This is a genomic window from Bradyrhizobium sp. 23AC, from assembly GCF_054863025.1.
Genome location: NZ_JAVAYN010000012.1, coordinates 38,476 through 57,194, shown reverse-complemented (window position 1 = coordinate 57,194; position 18,719 = coordinate 38,476). Strand labels below are relative to the sequence as shown.

The following is an 18,719-nucleotide window of genomic DNA, read 5'->3' as shown; positions in this document are numbered from 1 at the left end:
ACTGGAATACGCAGCCATCTACCCGGTTTCCAGTAGTCCTACGGACGCCGCGATCAGCACATCGCTAACAAGGTATTAGCAAGCCGATCGGAATCCCGGCGTCGCCTTCCGCTAGCTGAAGATGGCCTTAACCTTCTCCCACAGCGAGGGACTGTCGGCTTCCGCATCGGCCTTCGAGGGCGTCGGCTGGGTGGCGCTTACGGGATCAGATGCTGGGAAGCTGTCCCTGAGCCCGGCGTCGAGCTTGGATTGCCGGTCGGCGACGAGCGCTTCACGCAGATCGTCGGCGTGCTTGTCATGCGGCGCGGGATTGAATGTCTCAGCCATGATGTCCTCCATCGGCTGGTCAACGCGGCCCGATTGCGCTGGTTCCCCTGTTCCGCTGAGGGCCGGAGCGGTGTATCAGAGGCCATAACCTTGCTCAGGACCATTCGTGCCCCAATCTGCGACGAAACCTTTCATCGACGTGCTCTCCGGCCAGCGCCAGAGCATCCCGCCCATGTGGATGATGCGGCAGGCCGGCCGCTATCTGCCGGAATATCGCGAGGTCCGCGCCAAGGCCGGCGGCTTCCTCGATCTGTGCTTCAACCCGGAGCTTGCGGCCGAGGTGACGCTGCAACCGATCCGCAGGTTCGGCTTCGATGCGGCGATCATCTTCTCCGACATCCTGGTGATCCCCCATGCGCTCGGGCGCTCGGTGCGGTTCGAGGTCGGCGAGGGCCCGCGGCTGGATCCGCTGGATGATCCGGCGAAGGTCGCAACGCTCGCCGCGCGCGCCGACTTCGGCAAGCTCGAGCCGGTGTTCGAGGCGCTCAAGCTCGTCCGCGGCGCGCTCGATCCAAAGACCGCGCTGATCGGCTTCTGCGGCGCGCCGTGGACGGTGGCGACCTACATGGTCGCGGGCCAGGGCACGCCGGATCAGGCGCCGGCGCGGATGATGGCCTACCGGCACCCGGAGGCGTTCGCTGAAATCATCGACGTGCTGGTCGAGAACTCGATTCAATATCTGCTGTTGCAGCTCGAAGCCGGCGCCAATGCCTTGCAGATCTTCGATACCTGGGCCGGCGTGCTGCCGCCGGCCGAGTTCGCGCGCTGGTCGGTCGAGCCGACGCGGCGCATCGCGGAGGGCGTGCGGGCCAAGGTGCCGGATGCGAAGATCATCGGCTTCCCCCGCGGCGCCGGTGCGCAATTGCCTGGCTATGTCGAGGCGACCGGCGTCAACGCGGTCAGCATCGACTGGACCGCGGAGCCGGGCTTCATTCGCGAACGGGTGCAAAGCAAGGTCGCCGTGCAGGGCAATCTCGATCCGCTGGTGTTGATCACGGGCGGCGCGGCGCTCGACCGCGCGGTCGACAACACGCTGGCCAATTTTGCCCAAGGGCGGCTGATCTTCAATCTCGGGCACGGCATCCAGCCGGAAACGCCGATCGCCCATGTCGAGCAGATGATCAAGCGCGTGCGGGGCTAATTCGCCCGCCCCCAACGGGGCGGAAACAAAAAACGCGAAAACAACCCCATGCACAGTAGACAAGTCATTGAAAAAACTAGGCCGGCCACGCGCGGCTCAGAGGCGCGCTCGACACGTCGGGCAAAACAGGCGCACGCCTGCATGATCTCGTGATCGCGGCCGCCTAGCGCGGCCGGCTGAGCTCGATGATCTCGGCGGCGCCCTTCGTCAGCAGATCCAGACCCACGGCACGGCCGAGCTCGCGCGGGCGATTGGCGGGGCCTGCGCGCGAGGCCTCGATGATGGTGTTGCCGGAGAGGTCGAGCACGGATGCGGTCAGCGACATCTGATCGCCCGCGATGGTCGAGAAGCCCGCCACCGGCGAATTGCAGTGGCCGTTCAGCACCCACAACACCTCGCGCTCGGCGTCCGCAGAGGCATGCGCGGCGGGATCGTCGATCGACGACAGGATCTGCCGCGTCTGCCAGTCCTGCGCCGCGCATTCGACCGCGACGATGCCCTGGCCCGCCGCCGGCAACATCTCAGCCGCGGTGAATTCGTACGCGATGCGGCCGGCGAGCCCAACGCGGTCGAGGCCCGAACGCGCCATGATCAGCGCATCGGCGGGCCCCACCGTGCCGCCGTCCGGCAGGCGCTGCTTCTCGCCATTGTCGAGCTTTCGCACGCGCGTGTCGGCGGCGCCACGGAAGTGGATGATCTCGACGTCGGGAAACAGCCGCCTTGCATAGGCCGCCCGGCGCACCGCGTTGGTGCCGATCTTGAAACCCTTGCCGTTGGACTGGCGGAGCGCCTGCACTGTGACGCCGTCGCGCAGCACCAGCGCATCACCGGGCGGATCGCGCGACAGCGTGGCGCCGATCACGAGGCCCGGCGTGTCCTCGTTACCGGGCATGTCCTTCAACGAGTGCATCGCCGCATGCAATTCGCCCGAGAGCACGGCGGCCCGGATCTGCGCGACGAAGGCGCCGCCCTTGCCGCCATGGGGCAGCAACTTGCTGGTCTGGTCGGTATCGCCCGTGGTGTCGAACTTGACGATTTCGACGTCGAGACCGGGCACGGCGGCGGTCAGGCGGCGCGCGATCTCTTCCGTCTGTGCCAGCGCCATCGCGCTCTTGCGGGTGCCGATCCGAAATCGAGTAGCCAAGTCCAAACCCTCTCAAGACGCGAAATTACCGCGCATCCTCCAATATCATGTCGGAGGCCTTTTCGGCGATCATGATGATCGGCGCGTTGGTGTTCCCCGAGACGAGGTCCGGCATGACCGAGCCGTCGACGACGCGAAGGCCCTCGAGCCCCCTCACCTTCAGCCGCTGGTCGACGACCGCGAGCGCATCATTGCCCATACGACAGGTCGAGGTCGGATGGTAGATGGTGCTGCCGCGCTCGCGGCAATATTCCAGCAGCTCGGCGTCCGTGGATACCTTCGCCCCGGGATCGTACTCATTGACCACGAATGGCTTCAGCGCCGGCGCATTCAAGATCTTGCGCAGGATCTTCAGACCTTCGACGTTGGTGGTGCGGTCGGTCTCGGTCGACATGTAGTTGATGCGGATCTCCGGCGGCGCCGTCGGATCGGCGCTTCGGATGCGCAAGGTCCCGCGGCTTTCGGGACGGAGCTGGCACACAGAGGCGGTGAAGCCGGAGAAATCGTGCAGCCTCTCGCCCATCTTGTCGGTCGAGAACGGCAGGAAGTGCACCTGGATGTCGGGCGAGGCCAGCCGCGGGCTGGTCTTGAAGAACGCACCCGCCGTGCCCGCCGCAATCGTCAGCCACCCCTTGCGGAACAGCGCATATCGCGCGCCGGCCATGGTGCGGCGGAGCGGATGATTGACGGTGTCGTTCAGCGTGATCTTCTGCGAGCAGCGCATGACGATACGGACCTGCATGTGATCCTGGAGGTCGTGACCGACGCCCGGCGCATCCAGCACGACATCGATGCCATGCTTGCGCAGGAGGTCGCCGGGGCCGACGCCGGAGAGCTGCAGCAGCTGCGGCGAGTTGTAGGCGCCGCTCGACAGCACGATCTCTCTTCGCGCGCGGGCCCGGCGCACAGCTGCGCCTTGCCGATATTCGACGCCGACGGCGCGGCGGCCCTCGAACAACACGCGCTGGCCGAGCGCGCCAGTTTCGACCTTGAGATTGCCGCGGGTCCTTGCCGGGCCGAGATAGGCCACCGAGGTCGAAGCACGGCGGCCGTTGCGCGTCGTGGTCTGGAACAGGCCGACGCCTTCCTGCGTGGCGCCGTTGAAATCAGGATTGTAGGGCAGACCGGTCTCGACCGCGGCGTCGATGAAGGCCTTTGACAGCGGATCGGTCACGACCATGTTGGACACCGGCAGCGGGCCGCCGCTGCCGTGATACTGGTCGGCCCCGCGCGACTGGTTCTCGGCCTTCTTGAAATAGGGCAGCACGTCGTCATAGCCCCAGCCGGTGTTGCCGAGCTGGCGCCAGCGGTCGTAATCCTCGTGCTGGCCGCGGACATAGAGCAGGCCGTTGATCGAGCTCGATCCGCCCAGGGTCTTGCCGCGCGGCTGAAACACCTGGCGTCCCTTCAGCTCGGGCTTCGGCTCGGTCTGGTACATCCAGTTGACGCTCTTCTCCTTGAACAATTTGCCGTAACCGAGCGGCACGTGAATCCAGATGTTGGAATCCTTCGGGCCGGCCTCGAGCAGCAGGACGCTGTGCTTGCCGTTTGCGGAGAGTCTGTTGGCGAGCACACAGCCGGCCGAGCCGGCTCCGACGATGATGTAATCAAATTCGGGATCGGACGGCGCGAGGGAGGAGTTTATGGTCATGTCTTGTCAGTCTTCTTGTTGGTTGGGGCGTTTCCGTCTGCGTGGCTTAGCACAATCATTCCCGCAGGCGCAGCGCCTCGACCAGCGACTTGAACGCACGGGCATATTCCGCGCCCGCCCTTGCGATGTCAGCGCGTCCGGCGCAGGCGACCGCGGCCTCCGTCACCGCGCCGAGCAGCAGCCGCGCCAACGGCTCGACCGGCTGCTTTGCGATGAGGCCAGCCTCCATCGCCACCGAAAGCGCCCGCGGCAGCTTGCCGCCGAAATGCTGCGCGTCGATCTCGCGCCAGCGCTCCCAGCCGAGCACGGCCGGGCCGTCGCGCAGGATGATCTGGCCGGTCGGGCCCTTGGCGGTCGCCGCGAAGTAATGCTGCGTGCCGACGACCATCGCTGCGAGCACGTCCTTCTCGGCGCGAGCCGTGCCGTCGATCTCGACGACGAGGTCGCGCGAGACCTGGTCGAACACGGCTTCGAACACCGCCTCCTTGGTCTTGAAGTGATGATAGACCGCGCCCTTGGCGACGTGGGCTGCTTCCGCGATCTCGTCCATGGTGGTGGCGGCAAAGCCTTGCGTCCCGAACAGGCGGCGCGCCGCCGTCAGGATAGCCTCCGATGTCGCCGCCCGCCGCTCCGCCTGTTTCGCCATGGCTCTCGTCTAGTCGAATTCGCCAGATGCGGCCAGTTGACTTTTCGACTACCGGTCGGTATTTACCGACTATCAGTCGGTTTTAATCGCGAGGTTTGCCATGCCGAGCCGTGACGTCGTCGAAGCTTTTGCGCAGCGGTTGGAGGCCGGGGATTTCATCGGCGCGATCGAGCAGTTCTGCACGCCCGACGCCGCGACCTATGAGAACAACGGCGCCCCGACGATCGGCCGTGACAAGCTCGTCGCCAAGGAGCGTGCCGTGTTGGCGGCCTCGAAAGAGGTCAGGGCCGTCCGCATCGGACCGAGCCTGATCGACGGCGACCATGTGGCGACGCGCTGGACGTTCAGCTTCACCAACGCAGAGGGTGTCTCACGAACGCTGGACGAGATCGCGTGGCAAACCTGGCGCGGCGACAAGCTGGTCGAGGAGCGGTTCTATTATGACCCCAAGCAGCTCGGGCGGTGATCGACCCGAGCTTTCCCGAACGCAGAAGTATGAATGCACTCCCTAGCGTGAGTTCTTTTCTCGCCTTCGTTCAACGCGCTTCAGCGTAGCCGCCTGTTGAATCGGTGCCGAGGCGTAGGGCGTTCCTCCCATGGCGGCCTCGATGCCGCGACTTCCCCGCTCGACCAGCGCAAGAAAGAGCGATTTCGCCTTCGCGGGATCACGGGAGTCACGATAGGTGCGGTGTGCCCGAATGAAGGCCACGGTCCATGTTGCCATTAGCAGGTTGGCCGCCAATTGAGCATCGGGATCGGTTACGTCTTGCCCAACGCTTTCGGCGAGCGCCACCGTCACGACTTGCGCGAATTCGTCACGGATCGCTCTGGCCCGCGCAATGAGGGTGGGGCTTTTCTCGACCGTTTCCACAAAGCGCTGAGTCTCGGGCGAGAATTGCACGTAGCGCGGCTCCTCCGAAGCGGCCCGGTGCGCGAGCAGGCGCAGCGCCTCGATAGGGCCGACACCTGCATCGCGAAGCCGAAGCGCATTGCGAAGCGCTTCGCGGCCCTCCTCGTCCCGATCGAAGAACATGTCTTCCTTGCGCGGGAAATGATTGAAGACCGTCATGCGGCCGACATCGGCGGCCTCCGCAATCTCATCCACCGTCACGTTGTCAAAGCCGCGCTCGATAAAGAGGCGGGTTGCTGCGTCAGAGATGCCCTGTCGCGTGGCGAGGCGCTTACGGACCCGTCTATCGGGGGGCATTGACAAAATCTCCAGAAACGCAGATTTGTATACTCAGTACATATTTATGGTTAGTCCATAAATATTACGCATACATAATTGGATGAAATGCATGGAAAATCAACAGGATGACCTTCATCCGCGAAAAAACGTGCTCATTTCGGGGGCGAGCTTCGCAGGACTGACCACGGCCTACTGGATGAACCAACTCGGCTACGCGGTAACGGTCGTCGAAGCCTCGAAAGGCCTCAAGAAGGGCGGAACTCCGGTGAACGTCGGCGATGAGGTCGGGAGTATCCTGAGCCGCATGGGCCTGATCGAACGGGTCGAGGCAGCCCGACTCAAGATGGAGGCGCCCGAGCGCAGGAGTACCGACGACGTTGCAGCGGGAGTGCTGGAGATGTCGCCGGAGAGCATCCAGTCCCAAATCGATTGGGAGATCGAGCGCGACACGCTTCTGGATTTCATGTGGGGCGTCGTGAAGGACGACGTGGACTTCGTTTTCGGAAACAGTATCCACGAACTGGTCGAAACGGAAAACGATGTCAGGATCACATTCGAGGACGGGACGGAGCGATCGTTCGCCCTGATATTCGGATGCGACGGCATCCATTCACGCGTCCGGAAATTGCGGTTCGGAGACGAAGCCCTGTACGCGCATTTCCTCGGCCAGTATTTTTCGATCACGATCGTCGACGAACTGCTGATCAGGGAGAACACGACGCAGGTGTTCAACGAACGCGGCAAGTTCGTGATGTTGAACGCATGCAACAACAAGACGGATATCGTTCTTTGCTTCGCCTCCGAGAACGAGATTTCCTACGACTATCGAAACGAAGCGCAGCAGCGAAAGATCATTTCAGACCAATTCGCCGGACAAGGCTGGAAGGTCCCGGAGCTCCTGGAGAAAGTCGCGAATTCGACGTCATTCTACTTCGACAAGATTTGTCAGATAAAAATGCCGTCATGGACGAAAGGCAGAGTGGCGCTCATAGGCGATGCGGCCTACTGCGCCTCTCCGGCCGCGGGCATGGGCGGGTCACTTGCGATCATCGGCGCAACTGCTTTGGCGGATGCATTTCAGACAAGCAATGGGGACTTCAGACTGGCATTTCGGCATTACGAGGGGAGCTTTCGCCCCTACATCGAACTGGTACAGGCCGCTGCCGTGAGCAATTTGAACGTGCTGAACCCGGGACCCGGAGATGTCTGAACTGCTTCAGCGCACTGAATTTGCAGGCGCCTGATCAGCACCTGCACCTGTTCGTCGAGATCAGTTCGGGTCGTCTGGCGCCATCATCGCGTCGGCGAGCTTGCGCATCAAGCGCACCAGACCCTCGACATCCTGATCGTCCCAGCTCGCAAACATCCCCCCGACAATCCGTTCGCGTGCCCTGTCGACCGCCTCCGTCATGGCCTTGCCGCTGGGCGTGATGGTGGCTTCACTGACGCGGCGATCCGCTTCGCTGGCGTGGCGCTTGACCAGACCCAGACTTTCCAGTTTCGCGACCTGCCGGCTGACCGTCGTGTAGTCCCGCCCCATGCGATCGGCGAGGTCGACGACCCCGATCGGGCCGCGCCGCTCGATGCCGACGAGCAGCGGAAACAGCGCACGATCCAGCGAGATGCCCGCCTCGCGGATCATCATGTCGTCGCCCTGCCGGCGGTTCATGACACTGATGATGTCGATCAACGCCTCGTGAAGCGAGCGCACCTGCTTTTTAATATGTGTATTTTGCACTCTTCTTGACATCCCGATGATCCTCTGCCTAATGTGTGCATATTACACATATTGAGGGTGCCATGACAAAGCAATTCACGGCGGACGTTCTGATCTGCGGAGCAGGTGCGGCCGGCCTTACACTCGCCATCGACCTCGCGCGGCGAGGCGTGTCGTTTCGGCTGATCGAGAAGCAAGCCAGTCCGTTCCATGGGTCTCGCGGCAAGGGAATCCAGCCTCGAACCCTGGAGATCTTCGAGGATCTCGGCATCATCGACCGCATCGTTGCCGCCGGAGGTCTCTACCCGCCGCAGCGCAAATACCGCGATGATGGCAGCTTCATCGAGTCGGAGATTGCAGAGCACGCAGCCCCCACCCCGGCCGAGCCCTACAACATGGCGCTGATGATCCCGCAATTCCTGACCGAGGGCGTGATGCTCGAACGGCTGCTCGAACTCGGCGGGCGGGTGGAATTTGGCTGCGAATTGGTCGGCCTGGAACAGGATGAGGACGGTGTGACTGCGCGCCTTTCAGGCCGGGACGGCGAAGAGACGGTGCGCGTGCGTTACCTCGTCGGTGCCGACGGCGGCCGCAGCTTCGTGCGTCACGCACTCGGTATTGGTTTTCAAGGCAAGACGCTCGGCGTACGAGCCGTGGTGGCCGACGTCTTGCTGACGGGCCTGGACCGCCTGGCGTGGCACCGCTTCCACGATGGCGCGATGGACCGCCAGATTTCGCTGTGTCCATTGGCCGGAACGGAGCTGTTTCAGTTGCAGGCACCCGTCCCGCTCGAAGGCGAGGTCGATCTGTCCGCCGAAGGGCTTTCGGCCATGCTTGCCGAGCGCACGGGACGCAACGATATCCGCATCCAATCCGTGCTTTGGGCGTCGGCCTATCAGATGAATGCGAGACTCGCCGATCGTTACCGGGATCGCCGTGCATTTCTGATCGGCGACGCGGCTCACATCCATCCTCCGACGGGTGGACAAGGTCTCAATACCAGCGTGCAGGATGCCTACAATCTGGGCTGGAAGCTGGCGGCCGTTATCGGCGGCGCGTCCGCAACTCTGCTCGACAGTTACGAGGGAGAACGACGCCCCGTCGCTGCAAATGTGCTCGGCCTTTCCACCGACTTGCTGGAAGCGGCCAAGCGCGGCGACATCAGGCGCGGCCGCGAGGTGCAGCAACTCGACATCGGCTATCCGGGATCGCCCTTGGCACTGGAAACACCAGCGCGCATGGCAGGCCCATCCGCGGGAGCTCGTGCTCCGGATGCGCCGCTGCGCGGAGCCGCCGGACAACCCGTACGCTTGTTCGGGTTGCTCAAGGGGCCTCATTGGACGCTGCTTGGCTATCAGGTGAAACGTGAGACCGTATCGGCGTACACTGGACTGCACATCCACTGTATCGGCCCCGATGCCGAACTCGTCGACGACAGCGAGCACTTTCGCGACGCATACGCCGTGTCGCCCGGGGATTGGGTGCTGGTGCGTCCTGACGGTTACATTAGCGCCTTCGTGGGCTCGCGGCAGATCGGTGGGCTCACGCATTTCCTGGCCGAACAGGGCCTCCAGCCGCCTCCGTAAGTGTCGAAGTCCGCATTTGTATCGATTTGTTATCGATATCACGTCACGAACACGCAGAAGTGGTCGCGGCGAACGCCGCAGTCAGGGATAATTCATAGTTCGTCAAAGGTTTGCGGCGAATTCTCCCTGACGGAGCCGACCAACGGCCCGTGCTGCTAGGCTCTGAAATGCGGACTCAAACGACCAGCTATGTCGCGCGGCTGTTCGCGGGCGATTTATCGGCCTTTGGCGGTCCCGCAACCGACGAAGCCGTGGCCGGCCATATCCGCGCCGAACAGATGTCGCTGGTGCTCGGCTATTCGGTCGGCATCATGCTCGCCAATGCCTGCAACGCCATCGTGCTCGCCATCGCATTGTGGCAATCGCCGGACAGGATATCCGCCCTGATCTGGGCCGCCGCCGTCGCCAGTGCCGCGATCGCATTCGGACTGCAATCCCGCGCGGCGCGCCGCATCACCAAGCCGCAATTCGTCTCGCGCCGCGCCATGCACAGGCTGGTACGCAACGCCTTCGGCCTCGGCGCCGCCTGGGGCATCGTCCCGGTCGCCTTCTTCGCCGACGCTTCGACCGGCGGCCAGCTCGTCATCACCTGCCTGTGCTCGGGCATGCTGGCGGGCGGCGCGCTCGCCTTCGCCACCATCCCGATCGCGGCCATCGCCTTCACGGCCCCGATCTTCGTCGGGATCGCGATCTGCCTCGGCAGGAACGGCGATCTGGCCTTTCTGCTGATCGCCTTCCTCGTCGTGGTCTACGGCAGCGTGCTGCTGCGCGGCGTGTTCGTCAATTCGTTCTCGTTCGCCCGGCGCGTGATGCGGCAGATCGAGGCGGAGCGGACGGTGCGGCTGGATCCTCTGACCCACCTGCCCAACCGCGTCGCCTTCAACGAGACGCTCGAGGCCGCGCTCAAGCGACTGGCATTGTCCGGCGAGGAGTTTGCGGTGCTCCTGCTCGATCTCGATCGCTTCAAGGAGGTCAACGACAAGTTCGGCCATCCCGCCGGCGACGAATTCCTGGTCCAGGTCGCAAGCCGCCTGCGACGCTGCACGCGCGCCGCCGAGCACGTCGCGCGCATCGGCGGCGACGAGTTCGCGCTGGTGATGGCCAATCTGGCGCGTCCCGAGGATGCACTCGAAATCGCCGAACGTTTCGTCGCGGCCTTCACTGAACCGTTCCGCATCGAAGGCCGCCAGATCGTGGGCGCGACCAGCGTCGGCATCGTGCTGGCGCCGCGCGACGGCACCACGCCGCTCGACGTCATGAAGAATGCCGATGCCGCGCTCTACCGCGCCAAGAAGGCCGGCCCCGGCACGATCCGCTTCTTCGAGGCCAGCGACGACAGGGTGTCTCGCGATCGCAAGGCGCTGCAATCCGACCTCGAGGGCGCGATCGCGCGAAACGAGCTGTTCCTCGTGTTCCAGCCGTTCCTCGATCTCGACGAAAGCCGGATCACCGGTTTCGAGGCACTGCTGCGCTGGCAACATCCTGAGCGCGGACTGGTGCCGCCGAGCGAATTCATTCCGATTGCGGAAGAGACCGGGCTGATCCACGAGATCGGCGAATGGGTCGTCCGCCGCGCCTGCGCGACCGTGGCCGAGTGGCCGGACGACATCAGGGTCGCCGTGAACTTCTCGGCCGCGCAATTTCACAACGCCGGCATCCTCCAGATCATCGTGCAGGCGCTCGCGGCGGCGAAGATCGCGCCCCACCGGCTCGAGATCGAGATCACGGAATCGATGCTGCTGTCGAAATACGGCTCGGCCGAGCCGGTTCTGAACGCGCTGCTGCAGCTCGGCGTCACCGTGGCGCTCGACGATTTCGGGACGGGCTTCTCCTCCCTCACCTATTTGCGCAAGCTGCCGTTCAGCCGCATCAAGATCGACCAGTCCTTTATCCGCGACATGCTGGTGCAGCCGGACTGTGCCGCCATCGTCAAATCGGTGATCTCGCTCGCGCGCGACCTGCGCATCGCCGTCGTCGCCGAAGGCGTCGAGACCGCCGACCAGCTCGACTATCTCAGGCAGATCGGTTGCGACGAGGTGCAGGGCTATCTGATCAGCCGGCCGGTGTCGGTGGATGGCGTGCTGGCGCTGCTGGATACGAAGAAGCTTCGGGCGACGTTTGCGGCGTAGTTTGCGGTAGATCCTGAGTGCAGGCAATGAGGGAGGTGAGCCCCCTCCCCCGCTTGCGGGGGAGGGTTGGGGAGAGGGTGTCTCCGCAACGGGACACTCCCCTAGAGGAGAAAGCCCCCACCCGGCGCTTCGCGCCGACCTCCCCCGCAAGCGGGAGAGGTTGGGGAGCCTGCCGCCCGACTTCCCTAAGCCATTCCCTCAAACCGCATCCGCGCGCAGTAAGGTATCCACCGTGATGGTGCCCCGTGCCCGCGAGACGCAGGCGCAGATCTTCTGGTTGCTTTGCTTCTGGTGATCGCTGAAGAAGACGTCGCGGTGGTCGATCTCGCCGTCGACCTCGACCACGTCGATGGCGCAGAGGCCGCATTCGCCGCGCTTGCAGTCGTACATCACGTCGTGACCGCTGGCATTGAGCACGTCCAGCATCGAGCGCTCGCGCGGGATTTCGAGCTCGACGTCGGAGCCCTTCAGCCGCACGCGAAACGTCTCGGTGGGCAGCGTGCCGCTGGAGCCGAAGGTCTCGTAGCGGAGATCGGGCAGCGGATGGCCCGCGCCGATCCAGGCGTGGCGCGCGGCATCCAGCATCCGCATCGGGCCGCAGAACAGCGACAGCGCGCCTTGCGGCAATGACGCGAACACCGCACAGAGGTCGAGCCGTCTGCCTTCATCGCTGGCATGAACGACCAGGCGATCTCCGAGCATCGCGGCGAGATCGTCGAGATAAGCGGCCTCAGCGCGCGAGCGCACCGCATAATGCAGCGTGACATCCGCGCCGCGCCGCGCCAGCGCCTGCGCGGCACCGAGGATCGGCGTGATGCCGATGCCGCCGGCGATCAGGCAATAATGTTCGCGCGCCCAGTCGACCGCGAGCAGCGAAGCGGGCTGGGTGATGTCGAGCCGCGCGCCCGGCGCGAGCTGCCACATGTAGCGCGAGCCGCCGCGGGAATCATCAGCACGGCGTACCGCGATCTTGAAGCCAGCCGAGGTGGCTTCGCCGACCAGCGAATAGGACCGCGTCTCCGGCAGACCGTCGATGGTCACGCTGATATTGATGTGGCTGCCGACCGGATAGGCGGCGGCGTCGAACTGATCCGGCCGGATCAGGAATTCGCGGATGCCGGGGGCGAGATCGCGCGTCGAAACGAGCGTTGCCGGAATCCAGGTTTCGATGAAGCGCATGGGACTGCCCTCAATCGGTTGCGGTCTTGATCAGCGCGAGCGCCGGCAAGAGGTCGAGATGGGTGCGGTTGCGCAGCGCGAGCCGCAGATTGCGCACCGCCAGCCGCGCGTGCTCGCGCATGATGGCTTCGGCGCGCGCGCCTTCGCGGTTCTCGATGGCGTCGATCACGACACGGTGGTGCTCCTGGCCGATGATCAGGATCTGCTGCGCCTCGGGAAGCGCCGATTGCGCCATCACGAAGCCGCTCGGGGATGCGAACGGCAGCGCCGAGGCGCGGTCGATCTGGCGGATCAAGGGTGGGCTGCGCGACAATTCCGTGAGCAGGGCGTGGAAGCGCGCGTTCAGCGTGACATAGGACGAGAAGGCTTCGATCGAGATCGGCACCTGGCGCAGCAATTCGTCGATCGCGGCAAGGCACTCCTTGAGCGGCTCGAGCTCGCGCGCGGAAACACCGCGCTCGGCGGCGAAGCGCGCGGCGAGCCCTTCGAGCGTACCGCGCAGCTCGATGGAATCGGAGATGTCGCGCTCCGAAAACGCCTTCACCATGAAGCCGCCGGACGGGATCGCCTCCAGCAGGCCCTCCTCCTCCAGCCGCACCAGCGCCATGCGCACCGGGGTGCGCGAGGCACCGGTGGTCTCCACCGCCTGGAGCTCGGAGATGCGCTCGCCCGGGCGTAAGGAGCCGGACAGGATCTGGTCGCGCAGCGCGAGCTGCGCCTTCACGGTCTGCGAGACGGAGCGGTCGACCTCACGTTCGGCCATGATCTACTCCGCCGCCTGAAGATGTTGCGGCCCGTTTTCCTTGGCCACCATCCGGTCGATCAGCTTGCGCGTCCACATCGCGCCGGCGTCGATATTGAGGTTGTAGAAGATGCGATCGGGGTTCTCGTCCATCGCGCGCTGCTGCGCTTCCAGGATCAGCTCGTCCTCATGGAAGATGCCGGAAACGCCCTCGCGGATCTCGCTGGTGATGCGCTGCTCGCCGAGCTGATAGTTGCGCACGAAGGCCCAGAAATAATGGCAGGTCTTCTCGGTCTCCGGCGTGATGGTGTTGAGCACGAAGCCGTTGACGCCCTGCGAGCGGTCCCCTTCCGGCGCGCCGGCGCCGGTGGGCGCCACGCCAACGTCGATCGCGATGGTGCACGGGGCCTCGAAGCGGATGATCTGCCAGCGATCGACGGGACCGGTCTTGCCGAGCTGCTTGGCCCAGAACGGCGGCGGCTCGATGTTCCGCATCCAGCGCGTCACCGTGACAGTCTTCTCGCCATGAGTGACGTCGAACGGCGCCTCCGCCACCGCCTCGTTGCCGATGGAGGAGCCGTGCACAAAGGTCTCGTGGGTGAGGTCCATGAGATTGTCGAGCACGAGCCGGTAGTCGCAATTGACGTGGATGGTCTTGCCGTCGCCGGCCCAGGCCGGATCGTGATTCCAGTGCATGTCGGGGACGAGCGCGGGATCGGCCAGCGCGGGATCGCCCATCCAGAGCCAGATGTAGCGGTGGCGCTCGACCACGGGATAGGCGCGGACGCAGGCCGAGGGGTTGATGGTCTCCTGCGAGGGCATGAAGGTGCAGCGTCCCTGCGCATTGTATTTGAGGCCGTGGTAGCCGCAAACGACGGTGTCGCCTTCGAGCCGGCCCTTGGACAGCGGCACCAGACGGTGCCAGCAGGCATCCTCCAGCGCAGTGACCGAACCGTCGGCCTTCCGGTACATCACGACATGCTTGCCGCAGATCGTCCGCGGCAGCAGCGCAGCTTTCACGTCCGCGTCCCAGGCCGCGGCATACCAGGCGTTCATGGGGAAGGGCTTTGTCATTGGTCTCACTCCCACGGCTTATGAATACGTTATGTATACAATAGCGGGGATGAAGAATGGTTCAAGCGGCAATTTTGCCGTATTAAAATACCTTTATGTGTTTGGATGTATACATACAAGGTGACGGGTCATTCCCCATGAAAGCGCGGGGAATCCAGTACTCCGCAGCGGGCATGAGGCTCACACAACTGGAGCCGCGGCGTACTGGATCACCCGCTTTCGCGGGTGATGACGGCGGTGGATGCGGCGAGCGGCCCCCTCGGAGCGGCAGGTATCCCTGCGGGCAGCAGCGAGAGCCGTAAGCGTTCGGACCCTTAAGCCGCGAACACCTTCGCCAGGCCCGCCTTGGCCTCTTCCTGAATCCGCGTCAGGTGCTCGGTGCTGCGGAAACTCTCGGCGTAGATCTTGTAGACATCCTCGGTCCCTGACGGCCGCGCGGCGAACCAGCCGTAGTCGGTCTCGACCTTGATGCCGCCAAACGGCTGGCCGTTGCCGGGCGCCTTGCTCAGCGTTGAGCGGACGGGGTCGCCGGCGAGGTCCTTCAGGCCGAGCTGCTCGGGCGTGACGGACTTCAAAATATTCTTCTGCGGCCCGGTCGCGGCGACGTCGATGCGCGCGTAATGCGGCACGCCGAACTCGGCGGTGAGATCATTGAAGAGCTGACTGGGATCGCGGCCGGTCTTGGCCATGATCTCCGCTGCGAGAAGGCCGAGGATGACGCCGTCCTTGTCGGTCGTCCACACCGTGCCGTCACGGCGCAGGAACGAGGCGCCCGCACTCTCCTCGCCGCCGAAGCCGAAGCCGCCCGTGAGGAGTCCGTCGACGAACCATTTGAAGCCGACCGGCGTCTCGACCAGCTTGCGCCCGAGCTTCTTGGCGACGCGATCGATGATCGAGCTCGACACCACGGTCTTGCCGATCGCAGCATCCCTGCCCCAGTTCGGACGATGCGCGAACAGATAGGAGATCGCGGTCGCCAGATAATGGTTCGGATTCATCAGGCCGCCGGAGCGCGTGACGATGCCGTGGCGATCGGCATCGGTATCGTTGGCAAAGGCGACGTCGAAGCGGTCGCGCATCGCGATCAGGCTCGCCATCGCGTAGGGCGAGGAGCAGTCCATGCGGATCTTGCCGTCCCAGTCCACCGTCATGAAACGGAAGGTCGGGTCGATCGCCTCGTTCACCACGGTGGCCTTCAGGCCGTAGCGCTCGATGATCGGATGCCAGTAGTGCACGGCGGCGCCGCCGAGCGGATCGATGCCGATCTTGATGCCGGCGGATTTGACGAGGTCGAGATCGACGACATTGCCGAGATCGGCGACGTAGGGCGTAACGAAATCGGTGGCATGGACGTTCGAAGACTTCAGCGCCTTGGCATAGTCGATGCGCTTCACGCCCTTGAGGCCGTCGGCGAGATAGGCGTTGGCACGCTTCTCGACCACCCCCGTGACATCCGTGTCGGCCGGACCGCCATGCGGCGGATTGTATTTGTAGCCGCCATCCTCCGGCGGATTGTGCGAGGGCGTGATGACGACGCCGTCGGCGAGTCCCGATGTGCGACCCTTGTTGTAGGTGAGGATCGCGTGCGAGATGACCGGCGTCGGCGTGTAGCCGCCGTCCTTGTCGATCATGATGTCGACACCGTTGGCGGCGAACACCTCGACGGCGCTGACCAGTGCCGGCTCGGCCAGCGCGTGGGTGTCGATGCCGATGAACAGCGGTCCGGTCAGCCCCTTTTCCCGCCTGTAGTCGCAGATCGCCTGCGTGGTCGCGAGGATATGGCCTTCGTTAAAGGTGTTCTTGAACGAGGTGCCGCGATGGCCGGAGGTGCCGAACGCCACGCGCTGCGCGGGATCCGTGACATCGGGCTTGCCGGCGAAATAGGCCGTCACCAGCCGCGGAATATTGGTGAGCGCGTCCGGCGAAGCCTGCTTGCCCGCCCCGGGATGAACATCAGCCACTGAAAATATCCTCGTCCTGTCGTACAGAGATAGCGCGACACCATAGCATCGGCCGGGCCCCCGCCAAGGGCACAACACCCGCGGTGGGGAAGGCGTTCCCTGGAGGCTACCGTAGCCCGCATGAGCGAAGCGATATGCGGGACCATCTGCCCCGGATGTCGCTTCGCTCATGCGGGCTACGGGATCGTGCTATGCTCCAACCAAAGTGGCCCCTTCGAATCGCCCCATGGCTCTCCTGCACAAGCTGCTTCTGCTGATCGCCGGCCTCGTCGTGGCCGGTGCGCCGGCGCGTGCTGCGGAGTTCTACACCGAGGATCTCCGCATCCCCATGGCGGAGACCGGGCCACAGGGGCTGGAGGCTTTCCTGGTCCGCCCGGCCGGGACGAAGCGCTATCCGCTGGCGCTGCTCAGCCACGGCTCGCCGCGCAGCTTCGACGACCGCGCGACGATGTCCGCGCATAAATATTACGGCATCGCGCTCGAATACGCTCGGCGCGGCTTTGCCGCGCTGATCGTGATGCGGCGCGGCTACGGCACCTCGCCCGGCGGACGCGTCGATAGCGTCGGCGGCTGCGCGAAAGCCGCTTACCTGCCTGCGGCCGCGGTCGCGGTTGCCGACTTGCGTGCTGCGATCGACGCGATGGCGCGCCGGACCGACGTCACAACAACAGGCATGATCGCGGCCGGCCATTCCGCCGGCGGGCTCGCCACCGTCGCGCTGACCGCGCAGGCGCCGGCCGGTCTCGTCGCCGCGATCAACTTCGCGGGCGGCCGCGGCTCGCGCGACGACGACGACGTCTGCAATCCCGATGGGCTGGTGCAGGCCTTCGCCGCCTTCGGCAAATCCTCGCGCGTACCGATGCTGTGGGTCTATGCGACCAACGATTCCTACTTCGGCCCCGACCTCGCGCGCCGCCTCCATGACGGATTTCGCGCCAGTGGCGGCAATGCAAAATTCATCGCGGCGCCGCCGTTCGGTGACGACGGCCATTACCTCTATGCGGTGGCGAGCCGTGCGCAATGGACGCCCTACGTCGACGCCTTCCTGCGCGAGCGCGCCCTCGTCAGCCGCGACATCCTGAGCCCGCCCGACCCGCTGCCGCCGCCGCGCCAGCTCAATGAGGCCGCACGGACCGAGTTCGCGCGCTACCTCGCCAGCATGCTGCCGCACAAGGCCTTCGCGGTGTCGCCGAACGGCGGCTACGGCTGGCGCTCGGGGCACATCACGGCCGACGACGCCCGGCGCGACTCGCTGGCGGCCTGCATGAAATGGTCGCCCACCTGCACGCTCTATGCGATCGACGACCGGCTGGCTGAACCTGCGCAAGCGACGTCCACCGATCAGAGCGCCCGCGCGCCCTAGCCGCCGCAGCGGAGGCCGGTTTGTTAACTCCGGAGCTCTATGACGAACCGATGCTGTGGAATCGGGCATGCTTCAATCTCGGCGCGACGTGGAGACACGTGGCGGTCGTCCTGCTGTTGTCGGCCCCGGTCTGCGCACAGGCTGGAGACGGCGATCTGGACGGGCCGCACGCGACGTCGGCGATCTCCACCGGCAGGACGGAGCTCGGCGCCGGCGAAACGCCGTCATCCCGGGCCATGCTCCGGAAGATCATCGAGCGAGAAACCGCAAACACCAATTTACCGGCCGATATCGCCGAAGCGGTCGTCTTCGTCGAAAGCGGCTACAATTCGGCCGTCGTCGGCAGCGTCGGCGAGATCGGCCTGATGCAGGTGCGGCCCGAGACGGCCGCGATGCTGGGCTTCAAGGGCAGCGAGGCGGAACTCGCCGAACCCGACATCAACATCCATTATGGGGTGCTTTATCTCAGCCAGGCGTGGCGGCTGGCTGGCGGAGACATGTGCCGCGCACTGATGAAGTATCGGGCAGGCCATGCCGAAGAAGATATGACCGCGCGGTCGCAGGTCTATTGCAATCGGGCCCGCAACCGTCTTGCCGCCATGAATTCGAAGGCTCTTGAGACCGAGGTTGCGGCCGCTCCGGATCCGGCGCCCCGGCCCACTTCCGCAGCACCTGCGGCAGCTCCGGCAAAACCGGCGAGCCGCCCGAAGATGGCGGCGCAGCCCAAAGCCGTCTATGCCCGCTATCGCCAAGGCACCGCAGCCGCCAGTCGCGCCTATTGGGCCGCGCACGAGGCCCGGGTCGGCCTCATCAAAGCCCGCATCGCAGCGCGATGGAAGCGCGTCGCATCGCGCTGACGATGATGCGTCG

The 18,719-nt window shown here is 64.8% G+C and carries 17 protein-coding genes; 7 read left to right on the top strand and 10 right to left on the bottom strand.

Features of this window, described 5'->3' with window-relative positions:
* Positions 1–111 precede the first annotated feature (111 nt).
* A complete protein-coding gene (locus RAD10_RS25310; RefSeq protein ID WP_461619635.1) occupies positions 112–327 on the bottom strand; it encodes a hypothetical protein in 216 nt (71 codons plus the stop codon).
* Between the two features lie 106 nt (positions 328–433).
* Between RAD10_RS25310 and hemE the strand changes: the two genes are divergently transcribed.
* Entirely contained in the window at positions 434–1,468 is a 1,035-nt protein-coding gene (gene hemE / locus RAD10_RS25305) for a uroporphyrinogen decarboxylase (RefSeq protein WP_461619634.1), read from the top strand.
* Between the two features lie 163 nt (positions 1,469–1,631).
* Here hemE and hemC read toward each other — a convergent pair whose 3' ends face one another.
* The 3 genes from hemC to RAD10_RS25290 are packed head-to-tail and all read right to left on the bottom strand — an operon-like array spanning position 1,632 to position 4,909.
* Positions 1,632–2,612: a hydroxymethylbilane synthase gene (gene hemC / locus RAD10_RS25300; protein ID WP_461619633.1), complete on the bottom strand. Its 981-nt coding sequence runs from the start codon at positions 2,610–2,612 to the stop codon at positions 1,632–1,634.
* Between the two features lie 25 nt (positions 2,613–2,637).
* On the bottom strand, positions 2,638–4,263 hold the full coding sequence (locus RAD10_RS25295) for a GMC family oxidoreductase (RefSeq protein ID WP_461619632.1): 1,626 nt from the start codon (positions 4,261–4,263) through the stop codon (positions 2,638–2,640).
* A gap of 55 nt (positions 4,264–4,318) precedes the next feature.
* Positions 4,319–4,909 carry a TetR/AcrR family transcriptional regulator gene (locus tag RAD10_RS25290; protein WP_461619631.1) on the bottom strand — a complete coding sequence of 197 codons (591 nt, stop codon included), beginning with the start codon at positions 4,907–4,909 and terminating at the stop codon, positions 4,319–4,321.
* A gap of 100 nt (positions 4,910–5,009) precedes the next feature.
* On the opposite strand from RAD10_RS25290, the gene RAD10_RS25285 reads away from it, so the two are divergent.
* Positions 5,010–5,375, top strand: a complete 366-nt coding sequence (locus RAD10_RS25285) for a nuclear transport factor 2 family protein (protein ID WP_461619630.1) — start codon at positions 5,010–5,012, stop codon at positions 5,373–5,375.
* A 42-nt stretch (positions 5,376–5,417) separates the two neighbouring features.
* Here the strand turns inward: RAD10_RS25285 and RAD10_RS25280 are convergent, their stop codons facing one another.
* On the bottom strand, positions 5,418–6,116 hold the full coding sequence (locus RAD10_RS25280) for a TetR/AcrR family transcriptional regulator (RefSeq protein ID WP_461619629.1): 699 nt from the start codon (positions 6,114–6,116) through the stop codon (positions 5,418–5,420).
* Positions 6,117–6,207: 91 nt separating this feature from the next.
* Between RAD10_RS25280 and RAD10_RS25275 the strand changes: the two genes are divergently transcribed.
* A complete protein-coding gene (locus RAD10_RS25275) occupies positions 6,208–7,308 on the top strand; it encodes an FAD-dependent monooxygenase (protein ID WP_461619628.1) in 1,101 nt (366 codons plus the stop codon).
* A gap of 60 nt (positions 7,309–7,368) precedes the next feature.
* Here RAD10_RS25275 and RAD10_RS25270 read toward each other — a convergent pair whose 3' ends face one another.
* On the bottom strand, positions 7,369–7,848 hold the full coding sequence (locus RAD10_RS25270; RefSeq protein ID WP_461619627.1) for a MarR family winged helix-turn-helix transcriptional regulator: 480 nt from the start codon (positions 7,846–7,848) through the stop codon (positions 7,369–7,371).
* Between the two features lie 50 nt (positions 7,849–7,898).
* On the opposite strand from RAD10_RS25270, the gene RAD10_RS25265 reads away from it, so the two are divergent.
* Both RAD10_RS25265 and RAD10_RS25260 read left to right on the top strand, forming a co-directional pair.
* Positions 7,899–9,401 (top strand): FAD-dependent oxidoreductase, encoded by a 1,503-nt coding sequence (locus RAD10_RS25265; protein ID WP_461619626.1) that lies wholly within the window; start codon positions 7,899–7,901, stop codon positions 9,399–9,401.
* A gap of 167 nt (positions 9,402–9,568) precedes the next feature.
* A complete protein-coding gene (locus RAD10_RS25260; RefSeq protein WP_461619625.1) occupies positions 9,569–11,530 on the top strand; it encodes a putative bifunctional diguanylate cyclase/phosphodiesterase in 1,962 nt (653 codons plus the stop codon).
* A gap of 198 nt (positions 11,531–11,728) precedes the next feature.
* On the opposite strand, the gene RAD10_RS25255 is transcribed toward RAD10_RS25260, so the two are convergent.
* The 4 genes from RAD10_RS25255 to pgm form a co-directional block, all read right to left on the bottom strand.
* Positions 11,729–12,709 carry a PDR/VanB family oxidoreductase gene (locus tag RAD10_RS25255; protein WP_461619624.1) on the bottom strand — a complete coding sequence of 327 codons (981 nt, stop codon included), beginning with the start codon at positions 12,707–12,709 and terminating at the stop codon, positions 11,729–11,731.
* Positions 12,710–12,719: 10 nt separating this feature from the next.
* Positions 12,720–13,472, bottom strand: coding sequence for a GntR family transcriptional regulator (locus RAD10_RS25250; RefSeq protein ID WP_461619623.1), 753 nt, complete (start codon positions 13,470–13,472; stop codon positions 12,720–12,722).
* Positions 13,473–13,475: 3 nt separating this feature from the next.
* Positions 13,476–14,525 carry an aromatic ring-hydroxylating dioxygenase subunit alpha gene (locus tag RAD10_RS25245; protein ID WP_461619622.1) on the bottom strand — a complete coding sequence of 350 codons (1,050 nt, stop codon included), beginning with the start codon at positions 14,523–14,525 and terminating at the stop codon, positions 13,476–13,478.
* Positions 14,526–14,839: 314 nt separating this feature from the next.
* Complete coding sequence (pgm, locus tag RAD10_RS25240; protein ID WP_461619621.1) at positions 14,840–16,486, bottom strand: phosphoglucomutase (alpha-D-glucose-1,6-bisphosphate-dependent); 1,647 nt, start codon at positions 16,484–16,486, stop codon at positions 14,840–14,842.
* 226 nt (positions 16,487–16,712) lie between these two features.
* Here pgm and RAD10_RS25235 point away from each other — a divergent pair, with 226 nt between their 5' ends.
* Positions 16,713–17,849: an alpha/beta hydrolase family protein gene (locus tag RAD10_RS25235; protein ID WP_461619620.1), complete on the top strand. Its 1,137-nt coding sequence runs from the start codon at positions 16,713–16,715 to the stop codon at positions 17,847–17,849.
* A gap of 98 nt (positions 17,850–17,947) precedes the next feature.
* Entirely contained in the window at positions 17,948–18,706 is a 759-nt protein-coding gene (locus tag RAD10_RS25230) for a transglycosylase SLT domain-containing protein (RefSeq protein WP_461619619.1), read from the top strand.
* Positions 18,707–18,719: the final 13 nt, after the last annotated feature.